Annotated in this window: 16 protein-coding genes and 2 tRNA genes; 17 read left to right on the forward strand and 1 reads right to left on the reverse strand. The window is 65.3% G+C overall.

The window, feature by feature from the left end; translation table 11 throughout:
• The first annotated feature begins 2 nt into the window (after positions 1-2).
• Positions 3-407 carry a hypothetical protein gene (locus tag IG194_RS17990; RefSeq protein ID WP_043318857.1) on the forward strand — a complete coding sequence of 135 codons (405 nt, stop codon included), beginning with the start codon at positions 3-5 and terminating at the stop codon, positions 405-407.
• Positions 408-456: 49 nt separating this feature from the next.
• Here IG194_RS17990 and IG194_RS17995 read toward each other — a convergent pair whose 3' ends face one another.
• Positions 457-771: a YhbY family RNA-binding protein gene (locus tag IG194_RS17995; protein WP_058488396.1), complete on the reverse strand. Its 315-nt coding sequence runs from the start codon at positions 769-771 to the stop codon at positions 457-459.
• A 78-nt stretch (positions 772-849) separates the two neighbouring features.
• Between IG194_RS17995 and rlmE the strand changes: the two genes are divergently transcribed.
• From rlmE to IG194_RS18075, 16 genes are all read left to right on the forward strand, one after another.
• Positions 850-1,473 (forward strand): 23S rRNA (uridine(2552)-2'-O)-methyltransferase RlmE, encoded by a 624-nt coding sequence (rlmE, locus tag IG194_RS18000; RefSeq protein WP_058488397.1) that lies wholly within the window; start codon positions 850-852, stop codon positions 1,471-1,473.
• Between the two features lie 198 nt (positions 1,474-1,671).
• Positions 1,672-3,591 carry an ATP-dependent zinc metalloprotease FtsH gene (gene ftsH, locus IG194_RS18005; protein ID WP_058488398.1) on the forward strand — a complete coding sequence of 640 codons (1,920 nt, stop codon included), beginning with the start codon at positions 1,672-1,674 and terminating at the stop codon, positions 3,589-3,591.
• A 9-nt stretch (positions 3,592-3,600) separates the two neighbouring features.
• Positions 3,601-4,470: a dihydropteroate synthase gene (folP, locus tag IG194_RS18010; RefSeq protein ID WP_058488399.1), complete on the forward strand. Its 870-nt coding sequence runs from the start codon at positions 3,601-3,603 to the stop codon at positions 4,468-4,470.
• Entirely contained in the window at positions 4,467-5,807 is a 1,341-nt protein-coding gene (glmM, locus tag IG194_RS18015) for a phosphoglucosamine mutase (protein ID WP_009613051.1), read from the forward strand. Before folP ends, glmM begins: the two co-directional genes overlap by 4 nt.
• Positions 5,808-5,872: 65 nt before the next feature.
• Positions 5,873-6,628: a triose-phosphate isomerase gene (gene tpiA, locus IG194_RS18020; RefSeq protein WP_009613048.1), complete on the forward strand. Its 756-nt coding sequence runs from the start codon at positions 5,873-5,875 to the stop codon at positions 6,626-6,628.
• A gap of 2 nt (positions 6,629-6,630) precedes the next feature.
• Positions 6,631-7,023 carry a preprotein translocase subunit SecG gene (gene secG, locus IG194_RS18025; protein WP_043269011.1) on the forward strand — a complete coding sequence of 131 codons (393 nt, stop codon included), beginning with the start codon at positions 6,631-6,633 and terminating at the stop codon, positions 7,021-7,023.
• 13 nt (positions 7,024-7,036) lie between these two features.
• Positions 7,037-7,122 (forward strand) — tRNA-Leu (locus IG194_RS18030).
• Positions 7,123-7,211: 89 nt separating this feature from the next.
• Positions 7,212-7,288 (forward strand) — tRNA-Met (locus IG194_RS18035).
• Between the two features lie 128 nt (positions 7,289-7,416).
• Entirely contained in the window at positions 7,417-7,875 is a 459-nt protein-coding gene (gene rimP, locus IG194_RS18040) for a ribosome maturation factor RimP (RefSeq protein WP_009613046.1), read from the forward strand.
• A gap of 46 nt (positions 7,876-7,921) precedes the next feature.
• Positions 7,922-9,403, forward strand: coding sequence for a transcription termination factor NusA (nusA, locus tag IG194_RS18045; RefSeq protein WP_009613044.1), 1,482 nt, complete (start codon positions 7,922-7,924; stop codon positions 9,401-9,403).
• Positions 9,404-9,430: 27 nt separating this feature from the next.
• Positions 9,431-11,956 (forward strand): translation initiation factor IF-2, encoded by a 2,526-nt coding sequence (infB, locus tag IG194_RS18050; RefSeq protein ID WP_058488400.1) that lies wholly within the window; start codon positions 9,431-9,433, stop codon positions 11,954-11,956.
• 103 nt (positions 11,957-12,059) lie between these two features.
• Positions 12,060-12,449, forward strand: a complete 390-nt coding sequence (gene rbfA, locus IG194_RS18055; protein WP_009613040.1) for a 30S ribosome-binding factor RbfA — start codon at positions 12,060-12,062, stop codon at positions 12,447-12,449.
• 3 nt (positions 12,450-12,452) lie between these two features.
• Positions 12,453-13,367: a tRNA pseudouridine(55) synthase TruB gene (truB, locus tag IG194_RS18060; protein WP_009613038.1), complete on the forward strand. Its 915-nt coding sequence runs from the start codon at positions 12,453-12,455 to the stop codon at positions 13,365-13,367.
• Between the two features lie 99 nt (positions 13,368-13,466).
• Positions 13,467-13,736 (forward strand): 30S ribosomal protein S15, encoded by a 270-nt coding sequence (gene rpsO, locus IG194_RS18065; protein ID WP_009613036.1) that lies wholly within the window; start codon positions 13,467-13,469, stop codon positions 13,734-13,736.
• A 166-nt stretch (positions 13,737-13,902) separates the two neighbouring features.
• Positions 13,903-16,008, forward strand: a complete 2,106-nt coding sequence (pnp, locus tag IG194_RS18070; protein ID WP_009613034.1) for a polyribonucleotide nucleotidyltransferase — start codon at positions 13,903-13,905, stop codon at positions 16,006-16,008.
• A 288-nt stretch (positions 16,009-16,296) separates the two neighbouring features.
• Entirely contained in the window at positions 16,297-17,715 is a 1,419-nt protein-coding gene (locus IG194_RS18075) for a hypothetical protein (protein ID WP_058488401.1), read from the forward strand.
• The last annotated feature ends 53 nt before the right edge of the window (positions 17,716-17,768 follow it).

The following is a 17,768-nucleotide window of genomic DNA, read 5'->3' on the forward strand; positions in this document are numbered from 1 at the left end:
CGCTGAAAGCCGCCGCAGCCAGTTGGTTGCTGGCCCAGACCTTCTGGGTCGGCGGCCTCTGGCTGTTGCGTTTCGTGGTCCTGCCGGCGCTGCAGAAGGTCGGCCTGGCGCCGCTGCTGGTGCAGTCGGTGGCCGACGCCCTGACGCCGTTGCTGGTGGGGTTCGCCGGCTTCTGCGCGCTGCTCCAGGTATTGGTGCTGGTGACTGCGCAGGGGCTGTCGAGCCTCTGGCGCGAGATGCGCGGGCAATTGCTGCTGACGGCGCTGGCGATGGTGGCGAGCTACCTGGTGGTGAACCAACTGGCGCCGGATGCCCAGCGCTGGCTGCTGTTCAACTACCTGGTGCTGGCCCTGTGCGGCGTGCTGCTGGTGCTGCAGCCGGTGCCGGGGCGGGACGCGGCGCGCTGAGCGCCGGCGGGGAGCCTCGGCCGGGCGCCTGGGCGCCCGGCCTATGCTGTCACAGGCCGCTGTAGCGGCTGACGTTCGACAGGTTGCGGTTCGGCTTGGGGTTGCGGCGGTAGACCAGGGCCATCTTGCCGATGGTCTGGATCAGCTCGCAACTGCCGTTGCTGCACAGCTCGTCGATCAGCGCGCGGCGGTCGTCGCGCTCGGTGATGCGGAACTGCACCTTGATCAGTTCGTGATCGTTGAGCGCACGTTCCAGCTCGGCCATGACGCCCTCGGTAAGACCGTTTTCGGCAACGGTCAATACAGGCTTCAGGTGGTGGCCGATAGATTTGAACTGTTTCTTCTGCTCCTGAGTGAGCGCCATAATCAGACCCCTGGGAAAAAAGGCGGATATTCTACCCGAGTTTCGGTTTACCGGGTGCCCGCTCAGACGAGGTAACAAGTGGCCCGTTCCAAGACTAGCCATCGCTGGCTGAAAGAACACTTCGACGATCCTTACGTGAAGATGGCGCAACGCGACGGCTACCGCTCGCGCGCCAGCTACAAGCTGCTGGAAATCCAGGAGAAGGATCGCATCCTGCGCCCGGGCATGACCGTGGTCGACCTTGGCGCCGCGCCGGGCGGCTGGTCGCAGGTCACCAGCCGGGTGATCGGCGACAAGGGCACGCTGATCGCCTCGGACATCCTGCCGATGGACAGCATCCCGGACGTCACCTTCATCCAGGGCGACTTCACCGAGGACGAGGTCTTCGCCCGGCTGCTCGAGGCCATCGGAGAAAATCCGGTAGACCTTGTGATTTCCGATATGGCCCCCAATATGAGTGGACTGCCCGCCGTGGACATGCCCCGTGCCATGTTCCTCTGCGAGCTGGCGCTGGACCTGTGCACCCGGGTGTTGCGACCGGGCGGCGATTTCCTGATCAAGATCTTCCAGGGCGAGGGCTTCGACACCTACCTGAAGACGGTCCGCGAGAATTTCGAGAAGGTACAGATGCGCAAGCCGCTGTCCTCCCGCGACCGCTCCCGCGAGCAATATCTGCTCGCGCGGGGCTTCCGCGGGGCCTAGACTGCGACGAATGGGCCGTCTGTCCGTCCACTGCACGCAAGTAGGGCTTGTCCCGGCTCGCGCCGGGGTTCATAAAGGGTTACAGACGCCTCCTACGTCGCTAGGGGTTGTGTAGTAATTTGGCCGGCAGGAGTCTGGCCGTCGTGTGAAGCGGTTTCCAGGGCGGAGCCGGCTTCAGAGGGTAATCAATTGAACGACATGGCAAAGAACCTGATCCTGTGGTTGATCATCGCGGCGGTGCTGGTCACCGTGATGAACAACTTCTCCAGTCCGAGCGAGCCGCAGACGCTCAACTACTCGGACTTCATCCAACAGGTGAAGGAAGGCAAGGTCGAGCGGGTTACCGTCGACGGCTACGTGATCACTGGCAAGCGCCAGGACGGGGATACCTTCAAGACCGTCCGTCCGGCGATCCAGGACAACGGCCTGATCGGCGACCTGGTCAACAACAACGTGGTCATCGAGGGCAAGCAGCCCGAGCAGCAGAGCATCTGGACGCAACTGCTGGTCGCCAGCTTCCCGATCCTGGTGATCATTGCCGTGTTCATGTTCTTCATGCGCCAGATGCAGGGCGGCGGCGGTGGCCGCGGCGGCCCGATGAGCTTCGGCAAGAGCAAGGCGCGCCTGCTGTCCGAGGACCAGGTCAAGACCACCTTCGCTGACGTCGCCGGCTGCGACGAGGCCAAGGAAGAGGTCAGCGAGCTGGTCGAGTTCCTCCGCGACCCGGGCAAGTTCCAGCGCCTGGGCGGCCGCATCCCGCGCGGCGTGCTGATGGTCGGCCCGCCCGGTACCGGCAAGACCCTGCTGGCCAAGGCCATCGCCGGCGAGGCCAAGGTGCCGTTCTTCACCATTTCCGGTTCCGACTTCGTCGAGATGTTCGTCGGCGTGGGCGCCTCCCGCGTGCGCGACATGTTCGACCAGGCCAAGAAACACGCCCCGTGCATCATCTTCATCGACGAGATCGACGCCGTCGGCCGCCATCGTGGCGCCGGCCTGGGCGGCGGTCACGACGAGCGCGAGCAGACCCTCAACCAGTTGCTGGTGGAGATGGACGGCTTCGAGATGAACGACGGCATCATCGTCATCGCCGCGACCAACCGTCCGGACGTGCTCGACCCGGCGCTGCTGCGCCCGGGCCGCTTCGACCGCCAGGTGGTGGTCGGCCTGCCGGACATCCGCGGCCGCGAGCAGATCCTCAAGGTGCACATGCGCAAGGTCCCGCTGGGCGACAACGTCGACGCGGCGGTGATCGCCCGCGGTACCCCGGGCTTCTCCGGCGCCGACCTGGCCAACCTGGTCAACGAGGCCTCGCTGTTCGCCGCCCGCGCCAACAAGCGCATCGTCGACATGCGTGAGTTCGAGCTGGCCAAGGACAAGATCATGATGGGCGCCGAGCGCAAGACCATGGTCATGTCCGAGAAGGAGAAGAAGAACACCGCCTTCCACGAGGCCGGCCACGCCATCGTCGGCCGCCTGGTGCCGGAGCACGACCCGGTCTACAAGGTTTCCATCATCCCCCGCGGCCGCGCTCTGGGCGTGACCATGTTCCTCCCCGAGGAGGATCGCTACAGCCTGTCCAAGCGCGCCCTGGAAAGCCAGATCTGCTCGCTGTTCGGCGGCCGTATCGCGGAAGAGATGACCCTCGGCTTCGAAGGCGTCACCACCGGCGCCTCCAACGACATCATGCGTGCCACCCAGCTGGCGCGGAACATGGTGACCAAGTGGGGCCTGTCCGAGAAGCTCGGCCCGCTGATGTACGCCGAAGAGGAGGGCGAGGTGTTCCTCGGCCGCAGCGCCGGCAGCCAGCACGCCAACGTGTCCGGCGAGACCGCCAAGCTGATCGACCAGGAAGTGCGGCGCATCATCGACGACTGCTACGGCACCGCCAAGCGCCTGCTGGAAGAGAACCGCGACAAGCTGGACATGATGGCCGACGCGCTGATGAAGTACGAAACCATCGACGCCGACCAGATCGACGACATCATGGCCGGCCGCGTGCCGCGCGAGCCGCGCGACAGGCAGGGCGGCGGTTCCGGTTCCTCCGGCTCGGCGACAGCCAGCCGCGACGAGGGTGGCCGCAAGGAAAACCCCATCGGTGGGCCCGCCGGCGAGCACTGAGAGCACTAGATGAGTTTCGAGCTGTACCCGACCCGGTTGCCTTGCGGCAACCGGGTTCTTGATTTAGGGCGTACCCATGTCATGGGTATCCTCAACGTCACCCCGGACTCCTTCTCCGATGGCGGCCGCTTCAGCCAGCGCGACGTCGCGTTGCGCCACGCCGCCGCGATGGTCGAGGCCGGCGCCAGCCTGATCGACGTGGGCGGCGAGTCGACCCGTCCGGGCGCGCGCCTGGTGTCGCCGACCGAGGAGCTGGAGCGCGTGGCGCCGGTGGTGGAAGCCATCGCCCGCGAGTTGGACGTGGTGATTTCCGTCGACACCTCGACCCCCGCCGTGATGCGCGAGACCGCGCGCCTGGGCGCCGGGTTGATCAACGACGTGCGCTCGCTGCAGCGCGATGGCGCGCTGGACGCCGCGGTGGATACCGGGCTGGCCGTGTGCCTGATGCACATGCGCGGCGAGCCGAGCACCATGCAGGACGACCCGCGCTACCCCGACATCCTGGCCGAGGTGCATGGCTTCCTCGCCGAGCGCATCGCCGTCTGCGAAGCGGCGGGGATCGCGCGCGAGCGCCTGGTGCTGGATCCCGGCTTCGGCTTCGCCAAGACCCAGGCGCACAACCTGGTGCTGTTCCGGCGCATGGAGCGTCTGCTGGAACTGGGCTGCCCGCTGCTGGTCGGAGTGTCGCGCAAGAGCATGATCGGCCGCGCGCTGGGGCGCGAGGTCGGTGACCGTCTGTATGGCAGCCTGGCGCTGGCGGCCTTGGCCGTGGCCAAGGGGGCGCGCATCATTCGCGTGCACGACGTTGCCGAAACGGTGGATGTGGTCCGCATGATCGATGCGGTGGAACAGGCTAAGGAAGAAGGAATGACAGCATGAGCAGGAAATATTTCGGTACCGATGGCATCCGTGGCCGCGTCGGCACGCCGCCGATCACGCCGGACTTCGTGCTCAAGCTGGGCTGGGCGGTGGGCATGGCCTTCCGCCAGCAGGGCAAGTGCCGCGTGCTGGTGGGCAAGGACACGCGGATTTCCGGCTACATGTTCGAATCGGCCCTGGAGGCCGGCCTGTCGGCCGCCGGTGCCGACGTGATGCTGCTGGGCCCGATGCCGACCCCCGGCATCGCCTACCTGACCCGCACCTTCCACGCCGAGGCGGGCATCGTCATCAGCGCCTCGCACAACCCGCACGACGACAACGGCATCAAGTTCTTCTCCGGCCAGGGCACCAAGCTGCCCGACGACGTCGAGCTGATGATCGAGGAACTGATCGACACGCCCATGACGGTGGTCGACTCCGCGCGCCTGGGCAAGGTCTCGCGGATCAACGACGCCGCCGGCCGCTACATCGAGTTCTGCAAGAGCAGCGTGCCCACCAGCACCGACTTCTCCGGCCTGCGCCTGGTCGTCGACTGCGCCCATGGCGCCACCTACAAGGTCGCGCCCAGCGTGTTCCGCGAGCTGGGGGCCCAGGTTTCGGTGATCGGCGCGCAGCCCAACGGCCTGAACATCAACGACAACTGCGGCTCCACCCACGTCGCCGCGCTGCAGGCGGCGGTCATCGCCGAGCAGGCCGACATGGGCATCGCCTTCGACGGCGACGGCGACCGCGTGATGATGGTCGACCATACCGGCGCGGTGGTGGACGGCGACGAGATCCTCTTCCTGATCGCCCGCGACATGCAGGAGCGCAACCGCCTGCAGGGCGGCGTGGTCGGCACCCTGATGAGCAACCTGGGCCTGGAGCTGGCCCTGGCCGACCTGCAGATCCCCTTCACCCGGGCCAAGGTCGGCGACCGCTACGTGATGGCGGAAATGCTCGATCGCGGCTGGCAGCTGGGTGGCGAGAACTCCGGCCACGTGGTCTGCGCCCAGCACACCACCACCGGCGACGCCATCATCGCCGCGCTGCAGGTGCTGATGGCGCTGAAGAGCCGCGGCCAGACCCTCGCCGAGGCGCGCCAGGGCATCCGCAGGTTCCCGCAGGTGCTGATCAACGTGCGCTACCAGGGCAAGGACGTCGATCCCATCGAGCATCCGGCGGTCAAGGAGGCTTGCGCTCGCGTCACCGAAAGCATGGCTGGCCGTGGTCGCGTGCTGCTGCGCAAGTCCGGCACCGAACCGTTGGTGCGGGTGATGGTCGAGGGCGACGAAGAGACCCGGGTGCGTGCCTACGCCGAACAGCTGGCGAAGGTCGTAACCGAGGTATGTGCTTGATTTCTCTTGTCAGTCCGATTTTTGTCGAGTAACATCTGCGCCCACTTTGCTCAGCGAGGTACAGCATGCGTCGACCCTTAGTGGCCGGGAACTGGAAAATGCACGGTACCCGCTCCAGTGTTGCGGAGCTGATCAAAGGCTTGCGACAACTGGCTCTGCCTACAGGTGTCGACGTGGCGGTTCTGCCGCCCTGTCTGTACATCAACCAGGTTCTTCAGGGCCTGGATGGCAAGGCGGTTGCGGTCGGTGCGCAGAACTGCGCGATCGAGCCGATGCAGGGCGCCCTCACGGGCGAGATTGCTGCCAGCCAGCTGGCCGATGCCGGTTGCTCCCTGGTTCTGGTGGGGCACTCCGAGCGCCGCCAGGTGCTGGGCGAAAGCGATGGTGTCATCAGTCGCAAGTTCGCCGCGGCGCAATCCTGTGGTCTGGTTCCCGTGTTGTGCGTGGGCGAGACCCGCGAGCAGCGCGAAGCCGGCAAGACCCTCGAGGTCGTCGGGCGTCAGTTGAGCTCGGTGATAGAAGATTTGGGCGTCGGGGCTTTCTCCCGCGCCGTAGTGGCTTACGAGCCGGTGTGGGCAATCGGGACGGGGCTTACCGCTTCGCCTGAAGAAGCCCAGGAAGTACATGCGGCCATCCGTGCGCAATTGGCGGCAGAGAATGCCGAGGTCGCCCGCGGGGTTCGCCTGCTTTACGGCGGTAGCGTCAAGGCAGCGAATGCGGTCGAACTGTTCGGCATGCCGGACATCGATGGGGGGCTGATTGGTGGTGCCTCCCTGAATGCGGATGAGTTCGGCGCGATCTGTCGCGCCGCGGGAAGCTGAAGATGCTGGAAACAGTTGTAATCGTGATTCACCTGCTGATGGCGCTGGGTCTGGTTGTACTGGTCCTGCTTCAGCATGGCAAGGGTGCGGATGCCGGTGCCTCCTTTGGCGCTGGTGCTTCGGGTACCGTTTTCGGTAGCCAGGGTTCCGCAACCTTCCTCAGTCGTTTTACTGCTGTACTGGCTGCAATTTTTTTCATTACCAGCTTGGGTTTAGCGTATTTCGCTAAAGAAAAAGCTGATATGATACGTCACATCGGACTTCCTGATCCGGCAGTGATGGAGCAGCATCAGGAGAAGGTCCCGGCAACCTCCGACGTGCCGGCGACCCAGGGGCAGCAACAAGCCCCGGCAGCTGGCAACGGTGACGTTCCGGCAGCTCCTGAGCAGAAGTAAGGCAAAGGTTTTTGCCGAGGTGGTGGAATTGGTAGACACGCTACCTTGAGGTGGTAGTGGCCATAGGCTGTAGGGGTTCGAGTCCCCTCCTCGGTACCATATACGAAGCCCCGCATGCGGGGCTTTCGTTTCCGGTGCGTCGGTTGACCTGGATAGGGTGTAACCGTATAATTTCGCACCAGCTTTGACGCGGGATGGAGCAGTCTGGTAGCTCGTCGGGCTCATAACCCGAAGGTCGTTGGTTCAAATCCAGCTCCCGCAACCAGTTATGGCAGAGCCCCTTTTCAGGGGCTTTTTGCTAGCTGGACAGTCCGCGCCGCCGTTGCTGGGCGGCCCTTTAGGGATGGGCGTTTCGCCCATTTTTCGTTTCTACGGCATACGCGAGGCGATCAGGTGTCGAGCAAGCTAGAACAGTTGCAGGCCTTGCTGGCCCCTGTGGTAGAGGCGCTCGGCTACGAGTGCTGGGGCCTCGAGTTCCTGTCCCAGGGACGTCATTCCCTGCTGAGGGTTTATATCGACAAGGCCGACGGCATCCTGATCGAGGACTGCGAGACGGTCAGTCGTCAGGTCAGTGGCGTGCTCGACGTCGAGGACCCGATCAGCGGCGAATACACCCTGGAAGTTTCCTCCCCGGGTATGGACCGCCCGCTGTTCACCCTCGAGCAGTTCGCCCGCTACGTTGGCGAGCAAGTGAAGATCAAGTTGCGCGTGCCCTTCGAGCGTCGCCGCAACTTCCAGGGCGTCCTCCGCGGTGTGGAGGAGCAGGACGTGGTGGTCCTGGTGGACGACCATGAATACCTGCTGCCGATCGATTCGATCGATAAGGCCAACATCATTCCCCGATTTGAGTGAGCCGCGGATCAAGCGGATTCCAATGGATTGAAAGGCGAGGCGTACGATGAGCAAAGAAGTACTGCTGGTTGTTGAGTCGGTATCCAACGAGAAGGGTGTACCGCCCGGCGTGATTTTCGAGGCGCTGGAACTGGCTCTGGCGACCGCCACCAAGAAGCGTTTCGAGGACGAGGTCGACCTGCGCGTGCAGATCAACCGCACCAACGGCAACTACGACACCTTCCGCCGCTGGACCGTGGTCGAGGACGAGGACTACTCCAACCCGGCCGCCGAGCTGACCGTCGAGGACGTGCAGGAAAGCCACCCGGGCACCAAGGCCGGCGACGTCATCGAAGAGAAGATCGAGTCCATCGAGTTCGGCCGCATCGCCGCGCAGACCGCCAAGCAGGTCATCGTGCAGAAGGTCCGCGAGGCCGAGCGCGCCCAGGTGGTCGACGCCTACCGCGAGAAGGTCGGCGAGATCATCTCCGGCACCGTCAAGAAGGTCACCCGCGACAACGTCATCGTCGACCTGGGCAACAACGCCGAAGCGCTGCTGGCCCGCGACCAGATCATCCCGCGCGAGACCTTCCGCGTCGGCACCCGCGTGCGTGCCCTGCTCAAGGAAATCCGCAGCGAGAACCGCGGCCCGCAACTGGTCCTCTCGCGCACCGCGCCGGAGATGCTGGTCGAGCTGTTCCGCATCGAAGTGCCGGAAATCGCCGAGCAGCTGATCGATGTCATGGCCGCCGCCCGCGACCCGGGTTCGCGCGCCAAGATCGCGGTCCGCTCCAAGGACAAGCGCATCGACCCGCAGGGCGCCTGCATCGGCATGCGCGGTTCGCGCGTCCAGGCCGTGTCCGGCGAACTGGGCGGCGAGCGCGTGGACATCGTCCTGTGGGACGACAACCCCGCGCAGTTCGTCATCAACGCCATGGCCCCGGCCGAAGTGGCGGCGATCATCGTCGACGAAGATACCCACACCATGGATATCGCCGTCGCCGAGGACAACCTGGCCCAGGCCATCGGCCGCAGCGGCCAGAACGTCCGCCTGGCCAGCCAACTGACCGGCTGGACGCTGAACGTGATGACCGAGGCCGACATCCAGGCCAAGCAGCAGGCCGAGACCGGCGACATCCTGCAGCGCTTCATCGACGAGCTGGATGTCGACGAGGAGCTGGCCCAGGTGCTGGTCGAGGAAGGCTTCACCACCCTGGAAGAAATCGCCTACGTACCGATGGAAGAGATGCTCAACATCGACGGCTTTGACGAAGACATCGTCAACGAGCTGCGCTCGCGCGCCAAGGACCGTCTGTTGACCAAAGCCATCGCGACCGAGGAAAAACTTGCCGACGCGCAACCGGCCGAAGACCTGCTCAGCCTCGATGGCATGACCAAAGAGCTGGCCTTGGACCTGGTGCTGCGTGGCGTAACCACCCGTGAAGATCTTGCCGAGCAGTCTATCGACGACCTGCTCGACATCGACGGCATGGACGAAGAGCGTGCCGGCAAGTTGATCATGGCCGCCCGGGCCCATTGGTTCGAGTAAGCATTCGCGGCCTGAGGAGAGAAATGCATGACGCAAGTCACGGTGAAAGAACTGGCCAAAACGGTCGATACGCCGGTCGAGCGCCTGCTGCAGCAGATGCGCGAGGCGGGCCTGCCGCACAGCAGTGCCGAGCAGGTAGTGACCGACAACGAAAAGCAGGCTCTGCTGGCGCACCTCAAGGGTGCCCACGGCGATCGCCTGGAAGAACCGCGCAAGATCACCCTGCAGCGTAAGACCACCTCCACCCTGCGGGTGGCCGGCAGCAAGACGGTGAGCGTCGAGGTCCGCAAGAAGAAGACCTACGTCAAGCGCAGCCCCGACGAGATCGAGGCCGAGCGCCAGCGCGAGCTGGAAGAGCAGCGCGCCGCCGAGGAAGCGGCTCGCCTGAAGGCCGAGGAAGAAGCCCGTCAGAAGGCCGAAGCCGAAGCCCGCCGTCAGGCCGAGGAAGCGGCTCGTCGCCAGCCTGACCAGGCTCCCCAGCCGGCGGCCCCCGCTGTCGCCGCCGGGGCTCCGGCTGCCGCGCCTGTCGCGCCCGCCGCCGCTCCGGCTGCTGGCGAGGAGCGCAAGAAGGAAGCCGAAGTACGCCGTCCGCCCAAGCGCGAAGAGGAAGACGAGCGTCGCGATCGCAAGCATGCCCAGCATCGCCCGTCGATCAAGGAAAAGGAAAAGACCTCCGCGCCGCGCGTTGTTCGCACCGGTGTGGATGACGACGACAGTTTCGGTCGCCGTGGCGGCGGTCGCGGCAAGTCGAAGCTGAAGAAGCGTAACCAGCACGGGTTCCAGAGCCCGACAGGACCGATTGTGCGTGAAGTGAGTATCGGTGAGACCATCACAGTTGCTGAGCTGGCTCAGCAGATGTCGGTGAAGGGCGCCGAAGTCGTCAAGTTCATGTTCAAGATGGGCACCCCGGTGACCATCAACCAGGTACTCGACCAGGAGACCGCCCAACTGATCGCCGAGGAACTCGGCCACAAGGTCAAGCTGGTCAGCGAGAACGCCCTGGAAGAGCAACTGGCCGAGTCGCTGAAGTTCGAAGGCGAGGCGGTAGCCCGTGCGCCGGTAGTGACCGTGATGGGGCACGTCGACCACGGCAAGACCTCGCTGCTCGACTACATCCGCCGTGCCAAGGTGGCCGCGGGCGAAGCCGGCGGCATCACCCAGCACATCGGCGCCTACCACGTGGAAACCGACCGCGGCATGGTCACCTTCCTCGACACCCCCGGCCACGCCGCGTTCACCGCGATGCGTGCCCGTGGCGCCCAGGCGACCGACATCGTCATCCTGGTGGTGGCGGCCGACGACGGCGTCATGCCGCAGACCCAGGAAGCCGTCCAGCACGCGAAAGCCGCTGGCGTGCCGATCGTGGTCGCGATCAACAAGATCGACAAGCCCGACGCCAACCCGGACAACATCAAGAACGGCCTGGCCGCGCTCGACGTGATCCCGGAAGAGTGGGGCGGCGACGCACCCTTCGTGCCGGTCTCGGCGAAGATGGGTACCGGTGTCGACGAGCTGCTCGAAGCCGTGCTGCTGCAGGCCGAAGTCCTGGAACTCAAAGCCACCCCGTCGGCCCCCGGCCGTGGCGTGGTGGTCGAGTCGCGCCTGGACAAGGGCCGCGGCCCGGTAGCCACCGTGCTGGTCCAGGACGGTACCCTGCGCCAGGGCGACATGATCCTCTGCGGCGTGAACTACGGCCGCGTGCGCGCCATGCTCGACGAGAACGGCAAGCCGATCAAGGAAGCCGGCCCGTCGATCCCGGTCGAGATCCTCGGCCTGGACGGCACGCCGGATGCCGGTGACGAAGTGACCGTGGTCGCCGACGAGAAGAAGGCCCGCGAAGTCGCGCTGTTCCGCCAGGGCAAGTTCCGCGAGGTCAAGCTGGCTCGCCAGCAGTCGGCCAAGCTGGAAAACATCTTCGAGAACATGGGCCAGGAAGAGAAGAAGACCCTCAACATCGTCCTCAAGGCCGACGTGCGTGGTTCTCTGGAAGCCCTGCAGGGCTCGCTCAGCGGCCTGGGCAACGAAGAAGTGCAGGTCCGCGTGGTCGGCGGCGGCGTCGGTGGCATCACCGAATCCGATGCCAACCTGGCGCTGGCCTCCAACGCGGTGCTGTTCGGCTTCAACGTCCGTGCCGACGCCGGTGCGCGCAAGATCGTCGAGGCCGAAGGCCTGGACATGCGTTACTACAACGTGATCTACGACATCATCGAAGACGTCAAGAAAGCCCTGACCGGCATGCTCGGCAGCGATGTCCGCGAGAACATCCTGGGTATCGCCGAAGTGCGTGACGTGTTCCGTTCGCCGAAGTTCGGCGCGGTCGCCGGCTGCATGGTCACCGAGGGCCTGGTGCACCGCAACCGTCCGATCCGCGTACTGCGCGACGACGTGGTGATCTTCGAAGGCGAGCTGGAATCGCTGCGCCGCTTCAAGGACGACGTGGCCGAAGTCCGTGCCGGCATGGAGTGCGGTATCGGCGTGAAGAGCTACAACGACGTCCGCGTCGGCGACAAGATCGAAGTGTTCGAGAAGGTCGAAGTCGCTCGTACCCTGTAAGGGCCGACGAGCGTAAACGCAGCGCCCGGGTCAGCCTTGCTGATCCGGGCGTTTGCCGCTTATTCGTCCGGTGCCCATGGGCCACCGGAAGCAGGTTAGGAAAATGGCAAAAGAGTACAGCCGTACCCAACGCATCGGCGATCAGATGCAGCGCGAACTGGCGCTGCTGATCCAGCGCGAGGTCAAGGACCCGCGCCTGGGCCTGGTGACCATCACTGGCGTCGACGTGGCGCGCGACCTGTCCCACGCCAAGGTGTTCATCACCGTGATGGGGCAGGACGACAACGCCGAGCTGATCAAGCAGAACGTCTCGATCCTCAACGACGCCGCCGGCTTCCTGCGCATGCACCTGGGCAAGGCGATGAAGCTGCGCAGCGTACCGCAGCTGCATTTCAGCTACGACGCCAGCATCCGCCGCGGTGCCGAGCTGTCGGCGCTGATCGAGCGGGCGGTGGCGGAAGACCGTCGTCACGGTGGCGGTTCCGAGGAGTAAGGCGTGGCCCAGGTGAAACGTATCCGCCGTGCGGTCAACGGCGTGCTGGTGCTCGACAAGCCGCGCGGCATGAGCTCCAACCAGGCCCTGCAGAAGGTGCGCTGGCTGCTCAATGCGGAAAAGGCCGGGCACACCGGCAGCCTCGACCCCCTGGCCACCGGCGTGCTGCCGCTGTGCTTCGGCGAGGCCACCAAGTTCTCCCAGTACCTGCTGGATGCCGACAAGGGCTACGAGACCCTGGCGCGGCTGGGCGTCACCACCACCACTGGCGACGCCGAGGGCGAGGTGCTCGAGGAGCGTCAGGTGACCGTCGGTCGGGAGGCCCTGGAGGCCGTGCTGCCGCGCTTCCGTGGCGAAATAGAGCAGGTGCCGCCGATGTATTCGGCACTGAAGAAGGACGGCCAGCCGCTGTACAAGCTGGCCCGCGCAGGAGAGGTAGTGGAGCGCGAGGCGCGTTCTGTTACTATTGCGCGCTTGGAACTGCTGGCCTTCGAGGCGCCTTGCGCCACCCTGGCCGTTTCCTGCAGCAAGGGCACCTACATCCGCACCCTGGTCGAGGACATCGGCCGCGAGTTGGGCTGCGGCGCCCACGTGGCTGCGCTGCGGCGCACCCAGGCGGGCCCCTTCGGCCTGGCCCAGGCGGTGACGCTGGAGGAACTGGTGCAGGTCCATGCCGAGGGCGGCAACGAGGCCCTCGACCGCTTCCTGCTGCCGGTGGACGCCGGCCTGGAACACTGGCCGCTGCTGCAGCTGTCCGAGCACAGCGCCTACTATTGGCTGCACGGGCAGCCGGTACGCGCACCCGAGGCGCCGAAGTTCGGCATGCTACGGGTACAGGATCACGAAGGTCGCTTCATCGGTATCGGTGAAGTGACCGACGACGGGCGCATCGCGCCGCGTCGACTGATTCGGTCGTAAGGCCGGAAACCCGAGGGTGGCTGTCAACAGGCACGGTCACACCTCCTTTATGAACACAGGGAAAAGTCCCTGGCCTGTTACCTCAGAGGAAAGCCCATCATGGCACTGAGCGTCCAAGAGAAAGCCCAGATCGTAAACGAGTACAAGCAAGCTGAAGGCGACACCGGTTCCCCGGAAGTGCAGGTTGCCCTGCTGTCCGCCAACATCAACAAGCTGCAGGACCACTTCAAGGCCAACGGCAAAGACCACCACTCCCGTCGTGGCCTGATCCGCATGGTCAACCAGCGCCGCAAGCTGCTGGACTACCTGAAGAACAAGGACACTGCTCGTTACAGCGCCCTGATCGGTCGCCTGGGCCTGCGTCGCTAAGACGTGAGCGAGCCGGAAGCTGGAAGTGGGAAGGTGGAAGTGGGGCGTTGCTCTTGCTTCCAGTTTTCGGCTTCCAGCTTTCGGCTTTTTTAGGGAATGATTTTGGGTCCGACTCCCGGCATTTCCACGATTTCCCCCAAGGCAACTAAGTGAAGGTAAAGACACCGTGAACCCGGTAACCAAGAAATTCCAGTTCGGTCAATCGACCGTAACCCTCGAGACTGGCCGCATCGCCCGCCAGGCCACCGGCGCCGTGCTGGTCACCATGGACGACGTCACCGTGCTGGTCACCGTCGTGGGCGCCAAGCAGGCCGACCCGAACAAGGGCTTCTTCCCGCTGTCCGTCCACTACCAGGAAAAGACCTACGCAGCCGGCCGCATCCCCGGTGGTTTCTTCAAGCGTGAAGGCCGTCCTTCCGAGAAGGAAACTCTGACCTCGCGCCTGATCGACCGTCCGATCCGCCCGCTGTTCCCCGAAGGCTTCATGAACGAAGTGCAGGTCGTCTGCACCGTCGTTTCCACCGGCAAGAAGACCGATCCGGACATCGCCGCCATGATCGGCACCTCCGCCGCCCTGGCGATCTCCGGCATTCCCTTCGCCGGCCCGATCGGCGCCGCCCGCGTGGGCTTCCACCCGGAAGTCGGCTACATCCTCAACCCGACCTACGAGCAACTGCAGAGCTCCAGCCTCGACATGGTCGTGGCCGGTACCTCCGACGCCGTGCTGATGGTCGAGTCCGAAGCCGACGAGCTGACCGAAGACCAGATGCTGGGCGCCGTGCTGTACGCCCATGAAGAGTTCCAGGCGGTCATCCGCGCCGTCGCCGAACTGGCCACCGAAGCCGGCAAGCCGAGCTGGAACTGGAGCGCCCCGGCCGAGAACACCGCCCTGATCGAGGCCATCAAGGCCGAGTTCGGCGCCGCCATTTCCGACGCCTACACCATCACCATCAAGCAGGAGCGCTACGCCGCCCTGGACGCCCTGCGCGAAGAGATCGTCGCCAGGTTCGCCGGCGAAGGCGAAGGCCAGTACTCGGCCAGCGAGGTCAAGGACGTCTTCGGCCTGCTGGAATACCGCACCGTTCGCGAGAACATCGTCAACGGCAAGCCGCGTATCGACGGCCGCGACACCCGCACCGTGCGTCCGCTGAAGATCGAAGTCGGCGTGCTCGGCAAGACCCACGGCTCGGCCCTGTTCACCCGTGGCGAAACCCAGGCCCTGGTCGTCGCCACCCTCGGCACCGCCCGTGACGCCCAACTGCTCGACACCCTCGAAGGCGAGCGCAAGGACCCGTTCATGCTGCACTACAACTTCCCGCCGTTCTCGGTGGGCGAGTGCGGCCGCATGGGCAGCCCGGGCCGTCGCGAAATCGGCCACGGCCGTCTGGCCCGTCGTGGCGTCGCCGCCATGCTGCCGTCGCAGGACGAGTTCCCCTACACCATCCGCGTGGTTTCCGAGATCACCGAATCCAACGGTTCCAGCTCCATGGCTTCCGTGTGCGGCGCCTCCCTGGCGCTGATGGACGCCGGCGTGCCGGTTCGCGCTCCGGTTGCCGGCATCGCCATGGGCCTGGTCAAGGAAGGCGACAAGTTCGCCGTCCTGACCGACATCCTGGGTGACGAAGACCACCTGGGCGACATGGACTTCAAGGTCGCCGGTACCGCCAAGGGCGTCACCGCCCTGCAGATGGACATCAAGATCAACGGCATCACCGAAGAGATCATGGAGATCGCCCTGGAGCAGGCGCTGGAAGCGCGCCTGAACATCCTCGGCCAGATGAACCAGGTCATCGCCCAGCCGCGCGCCGAGCTGTCGGAAAACGCCCCGACCATGCTGTCGATGAAGATCGATCCGGACAAGATCCGCGACGTCATCGGCAAGGGCGGCGCCACCATCCGCGGCATCTGCGAAGAGACCAAGGCCTCGATCGACATCGAGGACGACGGCAGCGTGAAGATCTACGGCGAAACCAAGGAAGCCGCCGAGGCCGCCAAGCAGCGCGTCCTGGGCATCACCGCGGAAGCCGAGATCGGCAAGATCTACGTCGGCAAGGTCGAGCGCATCGTCGACTTCGGCGCCTTCGTCAACATCCTGCCGGGCAAGGACGGTCTGGTGCACATCTCGCAGATCAGCGACAAGCGCATCGACAAGGTCACCGACGTGCTCAAGGAAGGCGAGGAAGTCAAGGTCCTGGTTCTGGACGTCGATAACCGCGGCCGCATCAAGCTCTCCATTAAAGATGTAGCCGCTGCCGAAGCCTCCGGCGTCTAAGAACCTGCCCACGACCTGCTGCGCGTCGGCATAACTGCGTTAAAAACAGGCGAGTGATGCTCATTTAGTGGACTAAACTGCGCTCCCTCGCCTGTTTGACTCGCTGCGCTCGCCCTTCGGGCCAGCCTTCGGCTGTTACTCCCGTTGGTCGTTGCGCCTTGTTCTGCTCTAGCTCGCGAGATCGTGAACAGGTTCTAAGCGGTAGCAAAATGAAAGAGGGCCCCTTGCGGGCCCTCTTTTTTTGCCTGGAAAATGGCGTCTCGCCAGCACGCAAGGACAGCCAGGCCGATGGACAAGCATTACTGCCACTACCACCAGGCGCAGCCCGCCACCTGGTTCTGCCTGCCGTGCCAGCGCCACTACGGCGACTGCTGCGTGCCGCTGAACGCCGACGCGCCGGAATACGCCCCGGCCTGCCCGCTGTGCCGCAACGGCCTGCAGTACCTGGGCGCGGCCAACAGCGCCCAGCCGTTCTGGGAGCGCCTGCCGAAGTTCTTCGCCTACGCCCTGCAACCAGGCCCGCTGATGTTCGCCGCGGCGCTGGCCCTGGCCAGCCTGTTCATGCCCAGCATGCTGCTGCTGTGGCTGGCCCTGCTGAGCGTGGCCACCAAGTATCTGCACAGCGTCATCGAGGCGGTCAGCCTGGGCAGCAACGACGCCCCCGGCCTGGCCGAGGCCTTCGATCTCTCCAGCCTCGGCGCCTTCCTGCGCCAGTTGGCGGTGTTCGTCGTGGCCGCGGTGGTGCTGTGGCTGGCCGCGGACTTCGACAATCCCTCGCTGTTCTGGGTGGTGAACGTCGCCCTGGTGCTGGTGTTGCCGGCCAGCGTCATCCGCCTGGCCCTGGACAAGAGCCTGGGCGCGGCGCTCAGCCCGGTGGAGGTCGGCCAGGTGATCGGCGCCATGGGCTGGCGCTACCTGATCCTCTGCGTCTTCCTGTTCATCCTCTGGCAATCGCCGAACTACCTGGCCTGGCTGCTCGGCTTCGGCCTGCCCAAGGTGGTGCTGATGCCGGTGATGGTGGCGCTGCTCGGCTACTTCGGTGTGGTGATGTGCGCGATGATGGGTTACGCCGTGTTCCAGTACCAGGGCGCGCTGGGCTACGCGGTGGCTGGCGATGACCTCGTGCAGGGCTTCCCCGAGGCCGAATGGCGCCGGCGCCGGGCGCTGGCAGAAGCCGAAGTGCGGGTGAAGGAAGGGCAGGGCGGCGCCGCCGTGGAAACCCTGGCCGCGGCCCTGCGCCAGGACCCCGAGGACCTGCGCCTGAACGAGCGCTACCACCAACTGCTGTACGGGCTGAACGAGCGCGAGGCCTGCCTGGCCCACCTGGCGGGCTACCTGCCCCTGGCGACGCGGCTGAACCCGCAACTGGCGGCCGGCGCGCTGCTCAATGCCCGGCAGTTGCAGGCCGACTACCTGCCGGACGACCCGCTGGTGTGCGAACGCATCGCCGAGGTGCTGCTGCAGCGGCACAAGGCCCGCGAGGCCCTGAGCCTGCTGCGCAATCTGCACCAGCGCTTCCCGCAGTACCCGCAGATTCCGCGGGCGTACCTGCTGGCCGCGCGCGGCTTCGCCGAAGGCCTCGGGCAGCTGGAGCCGGCCGGCAAGCTGCTGGCGTTCATCCGCCAGCGCTACCCGGACACGCCGCTGCTCGCCGAGGTGGCCAGCCTGGAACAGGTGCTGGAGAAGATGGCCCGCCAGGGCGGCTAGGGCCGTGCAGTTTGCACGGCCAGGCGTGGCGTACTGTGCAAATTGCCCATGTG

Source organism: Pseudomonas sp. ADPe (genome assembly GCF_014843515.1).
Classification (GTDB): Bacteria; Pseudomonadota; Gammaproteobacteria; order Pseudomonadales; family Pseudomonadaceae; genus Pseudomonas; species Pseudomonas citronellolis.

Coding starts and splice junctions, on each gene's coding strand:
- tpiA (WP_009613048.1), top strand. CDS start 5,873: ATGCGTCGACCCTTAGTGGCCGGGAACTGGAAAATGCACGGTACCCGC.
- folP (WP_058488399.1), top strand. CDS start 3,601: ATGAGTTTCGAGCTGTACCCGACCCGGTTGCCTTGCGGCAACCGGGTT.
- secG (WP_043269011.1), top strand. CDS start 6,631: ATGCTGGAAACAGTTGTAATCGTGATTCACCTGCTGATGGCGCTGGGT.
- nusA (WP_009613044.1), top strand. CDS start 7,922: ATGAGCAAAGAAGTACTGCTGGTTGTTGAGTCGGTATCCAACGAGAAG.
- IG194_RS18075 (WP_058488401.1), top strand. CDS start 16,297: ATGGACAAGCATTACTGCCACTACCACCAGGCGCAGCCCGCCACCTGG.
- rbfA (WP_009613040.1), top strand. CDS start 12,060: ATGGCAAAAGAGTACAGCCGTACCCAACGCATCGGCGATCAGATGCAG.
- IG194_RS17995 (WP_058488396.1), bottom strand. CDS start 771: ATGGCGCTCACTCAGGAGCAGAAGAAACAGTTCAAATCTATCGGCCAC.
- ftsH (WP_058488398.1), top strand. CDS start 1,672: ATGGCAAAGAACCTGATCCTGTGGTTGATCATCGCGGCGGTGCTGGTC.
- infB (WP_058488400.1), top strand. CDS start 9,431: ATGACGCAAGTCACGGTGAAAGAACTGGCCAAAACGGTCGATACGCCG.
- rpsO (WP_009613036.1), top strand. CDS start 13,467: ATGGCACTGAGCGTCCAAGAGAAAGCCCAGATCGTAAACGAGTACAAG.
- glmM (WP_009613051.1), top strand. CDS start 4,467: ATGAGCAGGAAATATTTCGGTACCGATGGCATCCGTGGCCGCGTCGGC.